Below are 18,718 nucleotides of genomic sequence, written 5' to 3'. Positions count from 1 at the left end.
GTTGTTAGCCTTATTGAATACTCTCTAAGGCTAACATGTCTACAATCGAGACTGTTCATCATCACTCTCTAACGTTTGTAGACTCTTCTATTACAAGTTCCAACTGACCACTAAAGAACCATAGCCATGCCACTTGTCTGTGTCGCTCTGATATTCCTTGGTGTAGGTATTGAACGTCCAGGCAATAGACCAGCCTGGATGGGCCCAGATAATGCCGGTATTGATGCCTGCTTGTCTGCTTTCTAGCTCGACTTGTGAATCATAGGGGAGAGAACCATCGAGGGTGAGATCGTTGAAGCGATAACCTAGATAAGCGCGGCTATAGACCATGAAGCTGCTGCTTTGTGCCGTGGCGGACAGATTGCCATACTGGCCAGCATGTTGACTCAGTCGACCGAATGAACTTGCCAGTTCGTTTCCCCATCTCAAGGTTAAGCCTAAGTCTGTTTGGCTTCTAAAGTTACCTAATTGTGTATGACTAAAGCCTGCAATATCCCATTGGGTCTCTCCGAGAAAGTCATTATTAAATGCCGCTCCACGCATGAACAAACTGTCAATTTCGTAGGCGACTTGGAGCGTCAGTTGATTTTCGACTTGGTATTGCCATCCTTGAGGAGCGGAGGAACCCGTGACCTTATGCACAAAGGATTGAACTTGCTCATTGGCCGATGCTGGACCAACGACTCCTAATGAGAGCCAGTTTTTTTGCGCTAATCTAGCTGAATAGCTTGCCGTATGACCTTCAAATGCCAGATAGCCAGCATAAGGCCTATCTTCAGCTTGTGGTGCATCGACTTCGATCATGCCTGGTGTCCACATCTGTTGGGTGACCTTCCAGCCCCAAGCGTGCTCAGCATCGGTTTGTGAGAAGGTGAGTGAACCAAGCCATTGAGCCAGCATCGGAGCAAAAGACAAATCAGCCTCTGTATCGCTTTCCCAGCCCAGGATGATGGCATTGGTATAGTTACCATCATCGCCAAAAATGATGTCATTATCGAGTTGGAGATGCCATTGGCCTGCATGTGCGGCTGGAATACCCAATACTAGACTAGCTGCTAAACCAGAAGCGAATACATTGGAGCGAGAAAATAGATGGGACAAATTTTACTCCTAGCTTAGAGGGAATTTCACTCGTCAATCTTCTCCTTGAAAGACAAGAAACTCGTTATTGCCAAGCAAAGTTTGCGCTCACTTCAAATGTGAGTGAGGCAGGTTTGAGCATGGTTAGAGAAAAGCATAAACAAAGCCAGTCGCATATCACAATAAAATAAATGTGACGTTTTGTATTAGCCAATGTTTATCTTGTCTGCATTAGCCGCGATTTTGATTACAAGAATTTAGTCTATGACCTTTTTCACTGCTCTTTCAAACCCGTTTAATGAGTAGCTTTGTTGATGAAAAAGTACCCTTTTCGCATCGTACATCATAGCGATCAACTGCATGCTTTCCGTGTCTTTTATCTGGGCGAAAGACTCGCCATCATCACAACCAATTAAGGCGGGGAGTGCTATGGTTGTCAGTTGACTATCTATCTCTAATTCAATATTTATATTGGCATTAATGGGGTTAAACAGGGCGTCTTGGCCAGCGCAGTATTCACGGTCGTTAACATTGGTGAAAATGACAGAAGCTTTACCCGAACCAGCGTCTAATACCTTCATCTTCTGATAACCATAAGTCGCTATTACAGCAGCATTGCCAGAGTCTTGCTGATGAGTCCAGTCCCCCCTGCCTATCTCACCGGCAAAGATACCTACGGATAACACCAATAAGCCTAACCCTAAGAAGCCTAAGATAGGTTTGATCATATTTACCTCCTGTAATGAGTCGAGTACCAGAGCATATTAGCGTCAGTTTACTTAACAATTGCTGAATCGATTCGCTTAATAAAACACCATTCCGTTACTTTTAACTTGGGAATTAGCTTTATAATAATTTGAATTGCGCGCAAGTTAGTTGCGCGATTAGCTTAATGCTGATAGAGTTGCCTTAAATTAAATTGCGCACAATCTAATTTGGCGTGTGAGCTGAAATTTTAATCCGAGTACTAATACCTAAGCACTGAACAAGAGTACTCATATCAGAGAACTAATACAGGAAGAGAGACTAATTATGAAAGCAATCTATCAAACTAAAGCAACCGCGAGCGCTGGTCGTAACGGCAATGTGGCCACAGATGATGGCAAGTTAAGTCTATCACTTAGCTACCCCAAAGAGATGGGGGGCAGCGGAGAATTTACCAACCCAGAGCAACTGTTTGCGGCCGGTTACAGTGCTTGTTTCTCCAATGCGATTTTACACGTTGCACGGGAAGAGAAACTAACATTAAGCCTGGCACCCGTTACGGCGACTGTCACGATTGGTGTACGAGAAGAGGGTGGTTTTGGATTAACTGCATCATTATCTGTGACACTCGATCTACCTCAAGAGCAGGCAGAGCAATTAGTCAAGACTGCACATCAGGTATGCCCTTACTCAAATGCAGTAAGAGGTAATATCGATGTGGCCCTGACGGTCAATGATCACTTGATATAACTGCTGTTTAACGGTTTATTTAGTAAAGACCTTAATTAACGAAGCAAAGCTTCCTAATAAGAACCAGACTCTATTAACAGAGTCTGGTTCTTTTAAGATCAGAGGATAATAGTTATGAACCTAACATTAATCACCAGTGGAAGAATATTGTTAGCCCTCTACTTCTTATTACCCGGGATCATGAAGTTTGTTAGCTGGGATATGCATGTGGCACTGATGGTTAAGCATAATATGGTGATGATCCCTGTGTTATTGGCAACAGCTGGGGCGTTCGAGATACTCGCCGCCCTGGCATTAATGGCCAATAGATACACTGTAGCCGTGTCACTCATGCTTGCTGCACTCGTGGTTGTAATCAATTTCAGTTTACATGACTTCTGGAACTATACCGGTATCGAGGGAGCCCATGAGATGCAAAACTTCATCAAAAATTTAGGTATTCTTGCTGGTTTGTTGGTGTTAGCCGGACACTCATCGAAAATGAAAGAGAAGGCTGAGTAAAACAGTAAACCAGCATTGGTGGCTTACTGTTTTAAGACTGGCTGATGCGGCAGATGTGACACCAGTTCAGCAGCCTAACAATTGATACTGGTACAGGTTTTACAGGAGCTGTACCAGTACCAATCAGTTTTAGATTGCAGTCTTGAAAATATGCATAAATGAAGGTGGCTGCTCAATATCAATGGGAACTCTGAGCTTTCGTGCCACATCATTGGCGGAGATCAGCCCTCTGATGTGATGCTGCTGATGGTCCACCACCAAAATATGGTGTAAACCATTCTGCTGTAAGGATCTGACGACATCACTGACATTGGCGGTGGTGATCTGCTCATAATCCAGAGCCATTAGCTTATCCCTTGGAATCATCATATCGGTAACTAAGAGTTCTTCCAGACTCGAGCCAAACTTATTCGCTAGCTTGACCATCTTTCTGTGAAGCAGTCTGTGCTTGGTGATGACGCCTAAGAAGTGATTGTTCTTATTCACAACCAGGCGCATAAAACCATGGGTCTTATTCATGATTTCCAAAGCCTCGAGTGCATGGGTCGATGAGTCGATGACCATAGGCTGAGAGTGATCGAAGTCTGTGAAGATAGACAGGGCTGGTGAGCTTAACTTAGTAATATCTTCATCTGATGACCAGAGAAGATGATCGATTGAGGCGGTACTGAATAGTTCTAAATTTCTCATTTTTATGATTCCTTAAACTGCTAAGGTTTAGGCTTAGGTCTGTAGGGGAGACCGGGGCTTCTGTATGCGTGCGGATGGCTACATGATTATCGAGATGATCAGCAGTTAGGCGAAAGAGCCATCGAACACTGAGTTTACAGAAGTAAGCTTGCGCCCTACCAAGTTAAGTTAGATAACGCAAGCGGGTCAATCACATTAATCACAATTAATTTATGTAACTTATTGATGGTTAATGTTAATTTTTGTAACTTATTTGGGTTTGAGCGTTTGAGGGGCTAAAATAGTGCATAGCTAAAATGCAGTTGTAGCTCAGTTTTAATTGGCCAGACTCATAGGGAGACATAGTCGTTGCTGCGGATATTGAAGGAACTAGGAAAATTAGGGGAAGTGGCTCCAGTGTAGAAATACGTTCCCATTACGCAATAACTGAAATTTTTAGTCTCTTAAACGCAATAGTGGCTAAATATTGACTATACTGAATAGTGAAAAGCGTATCATAGGTAGTGATTGGGTTTGTAAGTTTTGATGTCATGTCTATGAGTAGCAACCGTGTTAGTTTCTGGGCTTACAGCGCGGTTAGCGAGGGATATAGCACAACCCTGTGTGTAAGAATGTAAGTATGAGCTAGCCCCCGACGCGCTTTTCACCTATTTCACCTGTGATTAATTAGACCTGCTTACTAGCAGGTTTTTTTATTCTTGTTTACTCAAGTATCCACGAATCCTCAATCGAGCCAGACGCTTAGTTTAAGACAGTTGGTACTTCTTAATCTTGCGATAGAGAGTGGCAACCCCTATCCCTAGCTCCTTCGCCACGAGCTTACGGTTACCTAGTCTGGAGATGCACTCCTCTATTTTTATCTTCTCTATCTCTTCAAGATTTAGATAGTCATCTGTGACTCTGGTCTTGGTCTCACTAACCTCGACCTGATTATCAAAGTAGGGGGGCAGCAGGTCGACATCGATCTGATCGCCAACTGGCACGATATTGACCAGGTACTCGATAAGATTACTCAGTTCACGAATATTTCCCGGCCAGTGGTAGGCATTCAGGCTGTTAATCACCGTCTCTGTGATCCCCGGATAGCAGGCGCCTATGGCGTGAGAGTGGCGCTCTAGGAAGTGATAGACTAAGTGTTCTATATCGCCTTTTCGCTCTCTCAATGCAGGTAAATGCATAGGGATCACATTGAGGCGATAGTAGAGATCTTCACGGAAGTCATTCTGGGCTATCATCTCTTTGAAGTTGCGATTGGTCGCAGAAATAATACGAATATTTACCGGCACTGGGCTGTTAGAACCTATGGGCATTACCTCGCGCTCTTCCAGGACGCGCAGCAGCTTAGACTGAAGTGTCATTGACATATCGCCGATCTCATCGAGGAACAGGGTGCCATTATTCGCCGCCTGAATTAACCCGACTCTACCTTTCGTCAGGGCACCGGTAAAGGCACCTTTGACATAGCCAAACAGCTCACTTTCAAGCAGTTGCTCCGGGATGGCGGCACAGTTAATGGCAATAAAGCTTTGTTTATTACGATCACTATGGGCGTGAATAGCTTTAGCAAAGACCTCTTTACCCGTGCCACTCTCGCCATCGATCAAGATACTCGATGGGCTCCTGGCTACGCGGGAAATTAAGGTTTTTAACTGAAGCATTTGGCTGGATTCACCTATGATATCTTTAAATAAATTCATCGAAGTATCATCTTGGGAGATCGCGTTGTGGGGCTGATAAAAAGACATTAAAAACAGCTGCTGGCTCTTGATGACATGAAACTGTCCTACCACTAGCTCCTGGCGTTTTCCCAAGGTAATAATATGTTGCTCAGGTCCTTTTAATTTATTGTCATGCACCAGCAAAGGCTGAATATTGATCTCGATACTCGTCAGTTCCGTTTGGCTGATATTCAGGTTGGCTAAGGCTGGGGCGTTGCCATGTAAAACCCGATTACTGCCATCGAGAACCAGTACCCCTTGATCCATATTGTTTATTAAGCTGGAAAAAACATCATCTAGCCCGGAGCTACTCTTCTTAGATTCAGATACCTTGATGACAAAAATCTGTGAAATATGCTGAATATAATCGAGAAATAACTGAGTATTATTCTTAATTAATTCCCGTGATTTTTGATTAAATGCCACTAAACTGATCACACCGATACAAGATTCATTGAGTATGATTGGCACACCAAGAAAAGCGGTTTCCTCACAGCTGTCCCGAGTTGTACAGCCTTCACATATAGGATCGGTGCGAGTTTTTACGACCACCTTATTATTTTTGGTTTCTATGATGTATCTGAAAATTCTCGAACTGGTGTTTAGTTTCTTTCCTATGAATTTATTGTAAGGCCCAGTACCTGCGATACGCACTAAATTGGCATCAACCACTTCCGCGTCGAGTTGCAACACGGCGGATAACTTCTGGGTGAATTCTAATATGGTGGGCTGAAGTTTCATCAGCTCAGAGGTATATGCAGTATTCAATTGTGTGATCTTATGATTTTTGTCATCAATCGATATTAGGTGTCTGGCATTCTTTTGTTTTGATATGGAATAATTTTATTTAAGTAAGTTACGCGCTTGTGTAGAAATGTTACCCGCATCACATTGTGGGTATCAGAATGATAATTCTCATCTGAGAGCTATCATTTTAATCACTATCAATGATAGTGCCTCTCACTTCAAACCCTCTACTTTATTGTTTTGAAACTACAAATAACATTTAAAACAACGCCTTACCTTTATTTTTTAGTTTTGGCATCCATCTTGCTTTTAGTCTCTACATCCAATGTGACCTCTGCAAAAATTCCAGTAATCGCCTCTTATTTTAATAAGTAGGTATCAACAAAATCACAAAAGAAGTAGGAATAATGATGAAAAGCATCAATACACTTATCAAGGAAATTAATGAACTTGAATCTCAATTAGATCAAAAAGATCTTCTACTCACATGGGAGCAAACTCCTGCTGAGTTAGAGCGTGTACTTAAGACTGCGAAAGTCCTTAAAACCATGCGCGATGAAAACATTGCCACTAACGTATTTAACAATGGCTTGGGTATCTCACTATTTAGAGATAACTCCACTCGTACTCGTTTCTCATACGCATCAGCAATCAACATGTTAGGCCTGGCTCAACAAGACCTCGATGAAGGTAAGTCTCAAATTGCTCACGGCGAAACAGTGCGTGAGACAGCCAACATGATCTCATTTTGTGCTGACGCCATCGGCATTCGTGATGATATGTATTTAGGTGCGGGTAACGCTTACATGCGTGAAGTGGGTGAAGCACTGGATGAAGGTGTGGAAAAAGGCGTGTTACCAAGCCGTCCGGCACTGATTAACCTTCAATGTGATATTGACCACCCAACACAGTCAATGGCCGATCTTGCATGGCTTGAAGAGCACTTCGGTGACCTTAAAGAACTTAAAGGCAAGAAGATTGCTATGACTTGGGCTTATTCTCCAAGCTACGGTAAGCCCCTTTCTGTACCTCAGGGCATCATAGGCTTGATGACTCGTTTCGGTATGGACGTGACGCTAGCTCACCCAGAAGGTTACGATTTAATTCCTGAAGTCGTTGAGCAAGCGAAGAAGAACGCTAAAGCCTCAGGCGGTAGCTTCACACAGGTCGATACCATGGCCGAAGCGTTCGAAGGTGCTGACATCGTTTATCCTAAATCTTGGGCTCCATATCAGGTCATGGGCAAGCGTACCGAGCTGTTACGTGCCAATGACCAAGAGGGCCTAAAAGCGCTAGAGCAAGCGTGTCTTGCACAAAATGCAAAGCATAAAGATTGGCATTGTACCGAAGAGATGATGACTAAGACTAAAGATGGCGAAGCATTATACATGCACTGTCTACCTGCCGATATCTCAGGGGTGTCTTGCAAAGAGGGTGAAGTTGAAGAGTCAGTATTTGAAAAGTACCGTATCGCGACTTACAAAGAAGCAAGCTGGAAGCCATATATCATAGCCTCAATGATCCTAAACCGTAAGTTTTCCGAGCCAGGAAAAATACTAAAAGAGTTACTAACAGATGCTAAAAAGCGCGTTAAGTAATTAACTCTTGCTGATTCATTTACACATTCTTGGGGCAAAGCTCTGCCCCTCTATCTGTTTTCACCTATGAGGTATGCCCGTGTCTACATTCTCACTCAATATGGAGATAGCTGATAACCGTCATTACAATGGTCAACTGTCTTCACTTTTCACTGCGGCGGAAGCTAAGAAAGCCCTCGCTTTCCATAGCGGTATCGAAGGCTATCAGCCAACACCACTTCAATCTCTCGATTGCTTAGCCAAAGAGTTTGGTTTAGGTAAAATTTTAGTTAAAGACGAGGCGCACCGCTTCGATCTTAATGCCTTCAAAATGCTCGGCGGCGCCTATGCTATCGCGCGTCTGTTATGCGATGAATTCAAGCTTGATATTAATGCGTTTGACTTCGATAAACTGAAAAATGATATCACCGAAAAGGTGACCTTTGCGACGGCTACCGATGGTAACCATGGTCGTGGTGTGGCTTGGGCTGCTAACAAGCTAGGTCAGAACGCCGTCGTTTACATGCCAAAAGGCGCAGCTGTCGAGCGAGTTAACAGCATCAAGTCTCTAGGGGCCGAGTGTATTGTTACCGACATGAACTATGACGATACCGTTCGACTAGCCATCAAGACTGCAGCACAGAACAACTGGAAAGTGGTTCAGGATACGGCGTGGGAAGGTTACCAAGAGATCCCAACTTGGATCATGCAAGGTTATACCACGTTAGCCCTTGAAGCCGTTGAGCAGATGGCAGAGCAAAACGTGAAAGCACCAACCCATGTGTTTCTACAGGCGGGTGTTGGCGCATTAGCCGGTGGTGTCTTAGGTTATCTGGCTTCTATTTATGGCCCGGACAAATTGCACTCAGTGGTCATTGAGCCAGAGACTGCAGACTGTATCTATCGCTCTGGCATCAGTGCTAATGGCGAGATGGTCAATGTCGATGGATCTCTTGACACCATCATGGTGGGTCTGGCTTGCGGTGAGCCCAACCCAATCGGCTGGCCAGTGCTACGTGACTGTGCGACACAATTTGTTTCGTGTGATGACGCCGTAGCTGCACTTGGTATGCGTGTATTCGGTAATCCACTGGGCACAGACCCTCGTGTAGTTTCTGGAGAGTCGGGTGCCGTTGGTCTTGGACTTCTCGCCGCGATTCATTTCCATAAAGACAAAGCTGATTTGATGCAGAAGATGGGTCTTAACAAAGACTCAGTCGTGCTGTTAATCAACACCGAGGGCGATACCGACCCGCTTAACTACCGTGACATCGTTTGGGGCGGCAAGTACCCAACTATGGCGTGATTTTTCAATAGACACAGCCTAGTGTCGTCATCAATGACTGAGCTGTATTTTTAGTAATCGAGAAAAGCTGGATGTGATGACCACCATCCAAGCTTGGAGAAATATTATGACAATTCCATTCAATGAAGTACTAGCAAAAGCAGAAGAATACAAAGCTGATATGACTAAGTTCCTCCGTGACATGATCGCTATTCCTAGTGAGAGCTGTGACGAAGAAAAAGTGGTTTTACGTATTAAAGAAGAGATGGAAAAAGTTGGTTTTGACAAAGTTGAAATCGATCCTATGGGTAACATTCTGGGGTACATAGGTCATGGTCCACATTTAATCGCCATGGATGCACACATAGATACTGTGGGTGTGGGTAACCTTGATAACTGGACTTTCGATCCTTACATCGGCATGGAAGATGACGAAATTATCGGTGGTCGTGGTACTTCAGACCAAGAAGGCGGCATGGCTTCTATGGTTTACGCAGGTAAGATCATCAAAGACCTCGGTCTTGAAGGTGAGTACACGCTACTCGTTACTGGTACCGTTCAGGAAGAAGATTGTGACGGCCTGTGCTGGCAGTACATTATCGAACAGAGCAAGATCCGTCCTGAGTTTGTCGTCTCTACCGAGCCTACAGATTGCCAGATCTACCGCGGTCAACGTGGTCGTATGGAAATCCGTATCGACGTTCCAGGAGTCAGCTGTCACGGCTCTGCTCCAGAGCGTGGCGACAACGCAATCTTCAAGATGGGTCACATCTTAGGTGAAGTTGAAGCGCTAGCGCAAAACCTAGGCGATGATGACTTCTTAGGTAAAGGCACGTTAACGGTATCAGAGATCTTCTATACATCTCCCAGCCGTTGTGCTGTTGCCGATAGCTGTGCTGTTTCTATCGACCGTCGCTTAACTTGGGGTGAGACTTGGGAAGGCGCACTAGAAGAAATTCGTGCTCTACCTGCAGTTCAGAAGGCTAAAGGCGTTGTCTCTATGTACGAGTACGACCGTCCTTCTTACACGGGTCTTGTTTACCCCACTGAGTGTTACTTCCCAACTTGGAAGATCGATAGCGAGCATGTTGCTACTAAGGCTCTCGAGTCTTCATTCGAGTTGTTATTTGATAAGAAGCCAGTCGTTGATAAGTGGACCTTCTCAACTAACGGTGTCTCTATCATGGGTCGTCATGGTATTCCCGTTATCGGTTTCGGTCCGGGTAAAGAGCCTGAAGCTCATGCACCAAACGAGAAGACCTGGAAAGCTCATCTTGTGACGTGTGCGGCTATGTACGCCGTGATCCCAATGATGTACCTAGATCAGCTTAAGAAGTAATTAAGCAAGACACTTTAAGGGCGACTGCATCGCCCTTAAAGTGTCATTTATACCAAGCCTTTTATTTTCTGTACTTTCTCTTTTTTTCTTTTTTCTTTTTCTTGGGAGCGGTTTCGATGACATCAACAGCGATACTGATCATTAATGGCACGCTTGTCGATGCCCATGGTCAGTCCAAAAAACAGCTGCTACTTATCGATGGTAAGATAGCCAAAGTGAGTGAGACCATCACTGACACCCCGGCTGAGACCAAGATTATCGATGCACAAGGCCTCTACGTTATGCCTGGTGGGATCGATGTTCATACCCACTTCAACATAGATGTAGGCATTAGCCGCAGCATAGATGACTTTTACACAGGTACCCGTTCAGCGGCCTGTGGCGGCACCACTATGATCATAGATCATATGGGTTTTGGGCCTAAAGGTTGTTCATTAGGGCACCAGCTCGCCGTGTATAAAGAGTACGCTCAAGATAAGGCGGTGATCGATTATAGCTTTCATGGCGTTATCCAGCATGTAGATGAGCAAGTGCTTGCTGATATGCAAACCATGGTTGAAAAAGAGGGCATCTCTAGTTTCAAACTCTACCTCACCTATGGTTATAAGCTTGATGACGACAGTACCCTTAAAGCCATGGCGCGTCTCAATGAGTTAAATGCACTCACAACGGTTCATCCAGAAAATGATGCCGCCATAGCACAGCGTCGTGCTCAGCTAATTAAAGCGGGCAAAATTGCCCCCAAATACCATGCCGTCAGTCGTCCACTGGAATGTGAAGCGGAAGCGATTGCCCGCACGATCAACCTTGCTAGCCTCTCTGGTAACGCGCCCCTGTATATCGTCCATCTTTCTAACGGCCTAGGCCTGGACTATATCCGCTTAGCCAGGAAGAACCAGCAAGCTGTTTGGGCGGAAACGTGCCCACAGTACCTGTTGCTGGACGATAGCCTCTATGAAAATGAAGATGCCGTTAAATATGTGATGAGCCCGCCTCTTAGACCTAAAGCCGAACTTGAAAAGCTTTGGCTGGGGCTCGAGGATGGCAGCATAGACACAGTCGCTACCGATCACTGTTCATTTACTTACCACGACCAGAAGCACAAGGGAGTCGATGACTTCACCGCTTGTCCTAATGGCATGCCGGGTGTAGAGACCCGTATGCCGCTCCTCTTCTCCGAAGGGGTGTCTAAGGGCAGGATATCTCCTGAAAAATTTGTCGAGGTAACCAGTTTTAAACCTGCAAAACTGTTCGGCCTTTACCCACAAAAAGGCTGCCTTCTGGAAGGTTCGGATGCGGATATTGTGTTATTCGATCCTGAACTTGAGGTCACTATCAGTCATGACAGATTACATGACAATACTGACTACACCCCTTTTGAATCACATGCTGTTACTGGATGGCCAGTCATGACCATCAGTCGTGGAGAAGTCGTTGCAAATCATGGTGAGTTTCTAGGGAAAGCCGGTGCAGGGCATTTCGTGCACCGCAAGCCGTTCGATAAAAACAACATCTAATTCATCATTTTATCCACAATTAACTCGCGATGGCTTCAGAGTCATCTCTTTCAGAACCGCGGGTTAATGAGTCGGAGAGTCAAGGAATATTTATGAAACCTATCGCTGTAGTTGCCCTAGGAGGCAACGCATTACTACGCCGTGGTGATGCACCAAGTTATGCTAACCAATTAGCCAATATAAAGATTGCTGCCGCAGCCATCGCCGAAATCGCTAAAGATTATCGCGTCGCTATCGTACACGGTAACGGCCCACAAGTTGGCCTGTTAGCGCTACAGAACTTAGCTTATACCAAGGTATCTCCCTATCCATTAGATGTGTTGGGCGCCGAGACTGAAGGCATGATCGGCTATATGTTGGCTCAAGAAGTTCAAAATTTAATGCCAGATCGCGAAGTGTCTACTCTGCTGACGCGCATCGAAGTGGATGCTAATGATAAGAGCATGCTAGATCCGACTAAGTTTGTTGGCCCGGTATATAACGAAGATGAAGCCGGTGTTTTAGCTGAAGCTAATAACTGGATCATGAAGCGTGATGGTGAATTTATCCGTCGTGTGGTGCCTTCACCTAAGCCGATCAATATTCTGGATAAGCATGCTATCGATACTCTGCTAGCTGCTGACGAAGTGGTGATCTGCTGTGGTGGTGGCGGTATTCCAGTGTGTAAGTCTGATCTCGGTTATGTGGGTGTAGAAGGTGTTATCGATAAAGACTTATCGGCGACACTACTTGCTAAGCAGTTGAACGCAGAGAAGTTACTTATTCTTACCGATGCCGATGCTGTCTATCTCGACTGGGGTACTGAAAACCAGCGTGCCCTGCGCAATGCAACGCCTGCTGAATTAAGCCAGTATGATTTCCCAGCTGGTTCCATGGGGCCCAAAGTTGAAGCCGTTAGTGACTTCGCCGCGTTTGGCGGCAAGGCTTATATCGGTGCTCTGGAGCATGGACTCGATGTACTAGCCGAACGCTCAGGAACCTGCGTGAGTAATTAATCACTATAGAGCACAGGGGGGATTTCCTTGTGCTAGCACAAGCTTAAACATCGAATGCGCCTACGCATACATTCAGCTTAGGCGCATCATGTGATCCATATTAAGGCAGTAAAAATATGAGACATACTTCCAAAGATATGACGCTACCACCAGATCTGACTACAAAGAAAGGCTCTGGCGCGGTGCGCAGTAAGTTTCCCATCTATGCGAACTCACTTCCCCCTTGTAATCATGCCTGCCCGACAGGCAGTAATATCCAAGAGTGGCTGAGTCTCGCTCAAGAAGAAGAGTATGAAGCCGCATTTCAGGCGTTGATCAAGAATAATCCCATGCCAGCTATTCATGGCCGCGTCTGTTATCACCCTTGTGAGAGTGCGTGTAACCGTAATGATGTCGACCAATCAGTGAGCATTCACGCCGTGGAGCGTTATCTGGGCGATCAAGCCATAGCGCATAAGTGGCCTGTGCGTTTCGAGGCCAAATCGAGTGGTAAGCGAGTGCTTATTATCGGTGCGGGCCCCAGTGGTTTGGCAACGGCTTATCATCTGAAGCGCAAGGGCCATGATGTCGAGATCCGTGATAGTGCCCCCATGGCTGGTGGCATGATGCATTTTGGTATTCCCGCCTATCGTTTACCGCGCAAAGTATTAGATCAAGAGATCCAACGTATCCAAGATATGGGCATTAAGATTGTGCTCAATACTAAGGTCGAGTCTATCTTAGCCGAGAAGGTGAGTGGCCAGTTCGATGCGGTATTTCTCGCCATTGGTGCTCACATTGGCCGCGGCGTAGACATCCCCAATGCTGATCCTGAAAAGGTGACCGATGCGGTCTCATACTTAAGAGATGTCGAACTAGGCAAGGCGCCCAAACTGGGTAAAGTTGTGGTGGTTTATGGCGGTGGTAATACGGCCATGGATGCGGCGCGTACCGCTAAACGTTTCGGTGCCCAGGTAAAAGTGGTCTACCGTCGAGACCGGGCTAATATGCCTGCCCATGATTTTGAATGTGTCGAAGCCATGGAAGAGGGTGTCGAGTTTCATTGGCAGCGCACCATCAATCAGATAGATGGTCAGCAATTTACCCTAGAGAAGATGGCGATCAATGCAGAGGGTAAGCCTCAACCAACAGGCGAGTTCGAGACGCTGCAAGCCGACTCGTTAATTCTGGCTCTAGGTCAGAATATCGATACCAAGCTCACTAAGGCCATTCCGGATGTTGAGCATAAGTGGGATGGCAGTGTTGTGGTTAACGACAACATGATGACAGGCTATAAAGGCTTGTTCGCCGGTGGTGATATGGTGCCTTGCGATCGCACTGTCACCATCGCGGTCGGCCATGGAAAGAAAGCAGCGGCTAATATCGATGCCTTCCTCCAAGGGCGCATCTTTACTAAGGTCGAAAAAACGCCCCTCATCAAGCTAGATAAATTGCACCTTTGGTATAAAACCGATGCAGAGCAAAGTGAGCAACCCGCCACAGATCCTGTCGAACGTCGCACTAATTTTGACGAAGTGCTCGGCGGATTAACCGAGCAAGAGGCCCTTTATGAGGCCCAGCGTTGTTACTCCTGTGGTAACTGTTTCGAGTGTAATGGCTGCTTAGCAGCTTGTCCTCATGGAGCGATCACTTACTTAGGCAAAGGTAAAGGCTATAAGATTGATTATGACAAGTGTACCGGTTGTAACGCTTGCTATTCCCAATGTCCATGTCATGCCATAGAGATGGTAGCGGCCGAGCAGGCTTAGGAGCAAGATATGAAAACAACAGAATTAAACTCAGTCACGGCTTCGATGCACACCTGTGATGGTAATGAGGCCGCGGCCCATATCGCCTATCGTGTCAGTGAAGTATGTGCCATCTATCCCATTACGCCATCTTCGACCATGGCGGAGCTCGCAGAGGAGTGGGCGGCTAAAGATATTCGTAATATCTGGCAAGGGATCCCACTTATCGCCTCGATGCAGAGCGAAGGTGGCGCAGCTGGTACCGTGCATGGCTCACTGCAAAGTGGCGCCCTGACTACCACATTTACGGCTTCCCAAGGCTTGCTGCTGATGTTGCCGAACATGTATAAAATTGCCGGTGAGCTCACCGCGACGGTATTCCATGTTGCCGCGCGTTCACTGGCGGCTCAGGGGTTGTCCATCTTTGGTGATCATCAGGATGTGATGGCGGCCAGAGGCACAGGCTTCGCCCTATTAGCATCATCTTCCGTGCAAGAATCCCACGATATGGCTATGGTGGCTCATGCTGCCACGTTAGATGCGCGGATCCCTTTCATGCACTTCTTCGATGGTTTCAGAACCTCCCACGAAGTGAATAAGATTGCGCTTATTAGTGATAGCGATATTCGCACTATGATCGATGATAAACTTGTCAGAGCCCATAGAGAGCGAGGTCTGAGCCCAAATAAGCCCTTTATTAGAGGTACCGCGCAAAATCCTGATGTCTATTTCCAGGGGCGTGAAACCGTGACAGCGTTTTACAATAAGACGCCTGAAATCGTGCAGGCTTGCATGGATAAGCTCGGTGATATCACCGGCCGTTACTATAAACTGATAGAGTTTTATGGTGATGAAGCCGCAGAGCGGGTGATCATCGCCATGGGCTCAGGTATCGAGACCGTTAAAGAGACAGTCGACGCCTTAAACCGGGCGGGTGAAAAAGTGGGTCTATTACAGGTGAGACTGTACCGTCCATTGAGTGCTGAATATCTGCTTGCGGCCTTACCAAAGACGGTTAACAAGATAGCCGTGCTTGATAGAACCAAAGAGCCAGGTGCTAACGGCGACCCTCTTTATCAAGATATCTTAACTTCTCTGGTCGACAGTTATAGTGAGCAAGATAATCTGTCGCAGATGCCTATGCTAGTGGCGGGACGCTATGGTCTGTCTAGCAAAGAATTTACCCCAGCTATGGTTAGCGCTGTGTTTGATAACTTAGCTAAGGACAAGCCAAAGAAACATTTCACCTTAGGTATTATTGATGATGTTTGCCATTCTCACCTCGAGTTTGATGCCAGTTATGACATAGAGTCAAAGGATGTGGTGCGGGCTATTTTCTATGGTCTAGGCGCCGACGGCACCGTAGGTGCGAATAAAAATACCATCAAGATCATAGGTGAAGATCCTGATTATTTCGCCCAGGGCTATTTCGTCTATGATTCGAAAAAGTCAGGCTCACAAACCGAGTCACACCTGCGATTTGGTAACCATGCCATTAACAGCCCTTACCTTATTCAATCGGCCAACTTCATAGCCTGTCATCAGGCGACCTTCGTCGATACAACCGATATGTTAGCTAAGGCGACAGAAAACGCCGTGTTTCTGCTTAATACCCAAGCCAGTGCCGACAAAGTGTGGGATACACTACCCGCCAAGATGCAGTCTCAATTGATTGAGAAAAAGATGAGCATGCATGTGATCGATGCCTACAAGGTGGGGGAAGATACAGGCATGGGCAAGCGCATTAACACCATAATGCAGACGTGTTTCTTTGCCCTTTCTGGGGTGTTAGAAAAAGACGTCGCCATCGATAAGATCAAAAAGTCCATCGTTAAAACCTATACCCATAAAGGGCCTAAGGTCATTGAGAAAAACTTCGCCGCAGTGGATCACACCTTAGCCCACCTCGAAGAGGTGAAGATACCCGCATCAGTCACCGCCAAAGTGATTGATAGACCCATAGTTGATGAAAAAGCCCCTGATTTTGTCAAACAAGTTACCGCTAAGATGATGGCAGGTAAGGGCGATCTCATCCCTGTGTCTATGCTACCTGTAGATGGTACCTACCCATCGGGCACGACCCAGTGGGAGAAGCGCGATATCGCCCTGCAGATCCCTGTGTGGGAAGAGACAGCCTGTATCCAATGTGGTAACTGCTCAATCGTCTGTCCTCATGGGGCGATACGCGCCAAGTTCTATGACAAGTCTCTGCTTAACAAGGCGCCGGATGGCTTCAAGTCTCATACCATTACCGCTCGCGGTTTCCCCGATACCCGTTACACCTTGCAGGTCTATGCACAAGATTGTACCGGTTGCACCTTGTGTGTCGATGCTTGTCCTATGGTGATACAAGAGGTAACAGATACAAGTCCTGAGGTTAAAGCCATCAATATGCAGCCTAAAGGGCCGTATATGGAACAAGCTAAGAAAGATCTCGATTTCTTTACCTCAATCCCCTACAACGACAGATCACGAGTGGATTTCTCACATGTTCGTGGCGCTCAGTTCCTGCAGCCTCTGTTCGAGTTCTCGGGTGCTTGCTCTGGTTGTGGTGAAACACCTTACCTTAAGCTAGTGTCTCAGCTCTTTGGTGACCGCTTAATGATCGCCAATGCGACAGGTTGTTCATCTATCTATGGCGGTAACTTACCCACCACACCTTGGGCTAAGAATGATGCCGGCCGTGGTCCTGCTTGGGCTAACTCACTGTTTGAAGATAACGCCGAGTTTGGCTTTGGTTTCCGTTTAGCGGCCATTAAGCAACAAGAGATGGCTAAGCAGTTATTGGTTCGTATCAGTCAAGACCCGCAAGGGGATCTCAGGCCTGAACTCATCGATAAGCTACTCAATGGCGAACAAGGATCTGAGTCTGATATACAGGCGCAGATTAAACGCGTCGACGAGCTGAAACTTGAGCTTGAGAAGCATGGAACGGAAGATGCGCTTAATCTTATCTCGGTTGCCGATCAGCTGATCCGTCGTTCAATCTGGATAATAGGCGGTGATGGTTGGGCTTACGATATTGGCTCTAGTGGTTTAGATCATGTGTTAGCCAGCGGTGCTGATGTCAATGTCTTGGTGATGGATACCGAAGTGTATTCTAACACCGGCGGTCAAATGTCTAAATCGACGCCTCTGGGCGCCGTGGCTAAATTCGCTGCAGCGGGTAAGCAGACCACCAAGAAAGATGTGGCGATGCAAGCTATCTCCTATAACAACGTCTACGTTGCTCGTATTGCCCTAGGTGGCGATCCACAGCAGACACTGTTGGCCATGCGAGAAGCAGAAGCCTACAAAGGACCCTCGATCATCATCGCTTACAGTCACTGCATTGCCCATGGTATCGACATGGAAAAAGGGCTACGCCAGCAGCAGTTAGCGGTTAAGTCGGGTCACTGGCCATTGTTTAGGTACAACCCGCAATTGCGTGAGGTAGGAGAGAATCCATTCTCACTCGATTCACTGAGACCCAGCATCTCCTTGAAGGAGTATCGCTCCCATGAGGCTAGATTCAATATGCTGACACGCAGTGATCCTGATTTAGCCGAGTCACTAACAAACCGGGCCCAGCATGTTCTGGAGCGTCGATGGAAACTCTATGAGGAGATAGCGTCACGCCCAGGAGGTGCGGTTGCGGCTCATGTGGAAGTCGATGTTGAGGATATCCATTAATCGTTAGAGTGGACTTAATCCTATGGAGGTGACGACCGCGCCTCCAATTTTTTATTCGTTCATTTATACCATTCCGAGTAAGTATCTGAACTGACCAGATACTTATATGGAATGGTATTAGGTGTCATCGACAAGAGGTGACACCTTTATCATCCCACTCTTATAGCCATCCCTATTTTATACCCATGGCTATTGAGTCGCTCCAAGCTCGTTCATCACACTATTCACTATTCACTATTCACTATTCACTATTCACTATTCACTATTCACTATTCAATCAAGAGAACACCCAGCAGGTTTGCCGTTGGCTTGTTCAATACTCGCGCATCAGACCAATCAGACACTAAAAAGGGAGCCTGCTGGCTCCCTAAGGTTGAATCTCTTGTGCTTAACTCTTGCCTAGCTCTTGCTTTAA

The 18,718-nt window shown here is 46.3% G+C and carries 13 protein-coding genes; 9 read left to right on the top strand and 4 right to left on the bottom strand.

Annotated features, from left to right (window positions below; all coding sequences use genetic code 11):
• Positions 1-90 precede the first annotated feature (90 nt).
• Complete coding sequence (locus tag FS373_RS07330) at positions 91-1,101, bottom strand: lipid A deacylase LpxR family protein (RefSeq protein ID WP_152829191.1); 1,011 nt, start codon at positions 1,099-1,101, stop codon at positions 91-93.
• Positions 1,102-1,337: 236 nt separating this feature from the next.
• Complete coding sequence (locus FS373_RS07325) at positions 1,338-1,808, bottom strand: hypothetical protein (RefSeq protein ID WP_144045645.1); 471 nt, start codon at positions 1,806-1,808, stop codon at positions 1,338-1,340.
• Positions 1,809-2,112: 304 nt separating this feature from the next.
• Here FS373_RS07325 and FS373_RS07320 point away from each other — a divergent pair, with 304 nt between their 5' ends.
• Positions 2,113-2,535: an organic hydroperoxide resistance protein gene (locus tag FS373_RS07320; RefSeq protein WP_144045646.1), complete on the top strand. Its 423-nt coding sequence runs from the start codon at positions 2,113-2,115 to the stop codon at positions 2,533-2,535.
• A 114-nt stretch (positions 2,536-2,649) separates the two neighbouring features.
• Positions 2,650-3,036 carry a DoxX family protein gene (locus FS373_RS07315; RefSeq protein WP_144045647.1) on the top strand — a complete coding sequence of 129 codons (387 nt, stop codon included), beginning with the start codon at positions 2,650-2,652 and terminating at the stop codon, positions 3,034-3,036.
• Positions 3,037-3,165: 129 nt separating this feature from the next.
• On the opposite strand, the gene FS373_RS07310 is transcribed toward FS373_RS07315, so the two are convergent.
• Both FS373_RS07310 and FS373_RS07305 read right to left on the bottom strand, forming a co-directional pair.
• Positions 3,166-3,726 carry a CBS domain-containing protein gene (locus tag FS373_RS07310; RefSeq protein ID WP_152829190.1) on the bottom strand — a complete coding sequence of 187 codons (561 nt, stop codon included), beginning with the start codon at positions 3,724-3,726 and terminating at the stop codon, positions 3,166-3,168.
• 746 nt (positions 3,727-4,472) lie between these two features.
• Entirely contained in the window at positions 4,473-6,212 is a 1,740-nt protein-coding gene (locus tag FS373_RS07305) for a sigma-54 interaction domain-containing protein (protein ID WP_227992583.1), read from the bottom strand.
• Between the two features lie 386 nt (positions 6,213-6,598).
• On the opposite strand from FS373_RS07305, the gene ygeW reads away from it, so the two are divergent.
• The 7 genes from ygeW (at position 6,599) to nifJ (ending at position 18,303) form a co-directional block, all read left to right on the top strand.
• Positions 6,599-7,789 carry a knotted carbamoyltransferase YgeW gene (ygeW, locus tag FS373_RS07300; protein ID WP_185976984.1) on the top strand — a complete coding sequence of 397 codons (1,191 nt, stop codon included), beginning with the start codon at positions 6,599-6,601 and terminating at the stop codon, positions 7,787-7,789.
• A 73-nt stretch (positions 7,790-7,862) separates the two neighbouring features.
• Positions 7,863-9,074 (top strand): diaminopropionate ammonia-lyase, encoded by a 1,212-nt coding sequence (gene dpaL, locus FS373_RS07295; protein ID WP_152829189.1) that lies wholly within the window; start codon positions 7,863-7,865, stop codon positions 9,072-9,074.
• Positions 9,075-9,180: 106 nt separating this feature from the next.
• Positions 9,181-10,392, top strand: a complete 1,212-nt coding sequence (locus FS373_RS07290; RefSeq protein ID WP_152829188.1) for a YgeY family selenium metabolism-linked hydrolase — start codon at positions 9,181-9,183, stop codon at positions 10,390-10,392.
• Positions 10,393-10,508: 116 nt separating this feature from the next.
• Positions 10,509-11,909 carry a dihydropyrimidinase gene (hydA, locus tag FS373_RS07285; RefSeq protein WP_152829186.1) on the top strand — a complete coding sequence of 467 codons (1,401 nt, stop codon included), beginning with the start codon at positions 10,509-10,511 and terminating at the stop codon, positions 11,907-11,909.
• A 92-nt stretch (positions 11,910-12,001) separates the two neighbouring features.
• A complete protein-coding gene (gene arcC, locus FS373_RS07280) occupies positions 12,002-12,904 on the top strand; it encodes a carbamate kinase (protein ID WP_152829184.1) in 903 nt (300 codons plus the stop codon).
• A gap of 116 nt (positions 12,905-13,020) precedes the next feature.
• Positions 13,021-14,652, top strand: a complete 1,632-nt coding sequence (locus tag FS373_RS07275) for an NAD(P)-binding protein (RefSeq protein WP_152829182.1) — start codon at positions 13,021-13,023, stop codon at positions 14,650-14,652.
• Between the two features lie 9 nt (positions 14,653-14,661).
• Positions 14,662-18,303: a pyruvate:ferredoxin (flavodoxin) oxidoreductase gene (nifJ, locus tag FS373_RS07270; RefSeq protein ID WP_152829181.1), complete on the top strand. Its 3,642-nt coding sequence runs from the start codon at positions 14,662-14,664 to the stop codon at positions 18,301-18,303.
• Positions 18,304-18,718 lie beyond the last annotated feature (415 nt).

This window comes from Shewanella sp. YLB-07 (assembly GCF_009377275.1).
Note: the sequence above shows the minus strand (reverse complement) of the source record. Positions and strands in the feature narration are given on the sequence as shown.

Coding starts and splice junctions, on each gene's coding strand:
- ygeW (WP_185976984.1), top strand. CDS start 6,599: ATGATGAAAAGCATCAATACACTTATCAAGGAAATTAATGAACTTGAA.
- FS373_RS07275 (WP_152829182.1), top strand. CDS start 13,021: ATGAGACATACTTCCAAAGATATGACGCTACCACCAGATCTGACTACA.
- FS373_RS07320 (WP_144045646.1), top strand. CDS start 2,113: ATGAAAGCAATCTATCAAACTAAAGCAACCGCGAGCGCTGGTCGTAAC.
- FS373_RS07310 (WP_152829190.1), bottom strand. CDS start 3,726: ATGAGAAATTTAGAACTATTCAGTACCGCCTCAATCGATCATCTTCTC.
- nifJ (WP_152829181.1), top strand. CDS start 14,662: ATGAAAACAACAGAATTAAACTCAGTCACGGCTTCGATGCACACCTGT.
- FS373_RS07315 (WP_144045647.1), top strand. CDS start 2,650: ATGAACCTAACATTAATCACCAGTGGAAGAATATTGTTAGCCCTCTAC.
- dpaL (WP_152829189.1), top strand. CDS start 7,863: ATGCCCGTGTCTACATTCTCACTCAATATGGAGATAGCTGATAACCGT.
- hydA (WP_152829186.1), top strand. CDS start 10,509: ATGACATCAACAGCGATACTGATCATTAATGGCACGCTTGTCGATGCC.
- FS373_RS07290 (WP_152829188.1), top strand. CDS start 9,181: ATGACAATTCCATTCAATGAAGTACTAGCAAAAGCAGAAGAATACAAA.
- arcC (WP_152829184.1), top strand. CDS start 12,002: ATGAAACCTATCGCTGTAGTTGCCCTAGGAGGCAACGCATTACTACGC.
- FS373_RS07325 (WP_144045645.1), bottom strand. CDS start 1,808: ATGATCAAACCTATCTTAGGCTTCTTAGGGTTAGGCTTATTGGTGTTA.